The sequence below is a fragment of the Neisseria wadsworthii 9715 genome (assembly GCF_000227765.1).
GTDB lineage: Bacteria > Pseudomonadota > Gammaproteobacteria > Burkholderiales > Neisseriaceae > Neisseria > Neisseria wadsworthii.
Window position 1 is genome coordinate 1 of sequence record NZ_JH165171.1, and the last position, 747, is coordinate 747.

Below are 747 nucleotides of genomic sequence, written 5' to 3' on the forward strand. Positions count from 1 at the left end.
GGGGCTTAGGAAGCAAAATTCCTTTTAAAGGATCTTTCCGCAACATTCTCAACAGCACTTTGTATAAATCATCATGCCTGTGATTGAAGCGGAACTCGGTTTCTTTTAAATGCAGGTAAAACGTATGCTTCGGTACACCGTTAAATTGTACCAAGCGATGCTTCGCGTAGCTCCAAAAGGATTCGATACCGTTGATATGCTGAGTGCCACGAGCAAATTCATTATCACCATGACGTACTCTGAAATGCTTCGGGAAGCCCATATCGACCAACCCCTGATAACCGCGCCATCCATCAGTATTGATGACGCTCTCAACAGAGATATGTCCTCTGATAACCTTTTGTAAGGTTGCTTTTGAAGCATCAGAAACGATTTCGGTATAAACCTTGTCACCTCGTTTGAGTATGCCGAAAACAATCGTTTTACCGCCGGCACCGCGTCCGCGTTTGCCTCGGATACGTTTTGCACCGAAATAGGATTCGTCCAACTCCACTATGCCGCAGAAAGGTGTCTGCTGCTCACATTCGTCAGCCAATCGTCGCCGTAGTTTCAGGTAGAGGCTGTGGATGCTTCTGACACTAATTCCTGTCAGTTTGGCGGTGTTGGAAGCGGTCAGATCCAAGGAGAAAAGCCGTAGGATTTGACGGAATTTTGGCTCGGTAATTTTGCTGAACTTTTGATACTTATTTTTTAATTCCATTTCAGAAGCTTATCACTATATTTGGTGATTTTGCTTCCTAAGCCCTT

1 protein-coding gene is annotated in these 747 nt (G+C 44.7%); it reads right to left on the reverse strand.

Annotated features, from left to right (window positions below):
* Positions 1 to 700, reverse strand: a 700-nt coding sequence (locus HMPREF9370_RS11485; protein WP_009117691.1) for an IS1595 family transposase, incomplete at its 3' end; no start/stop codon positions are given.
* Positions 701 to 747: the final 47 nt, after the last annotated feature.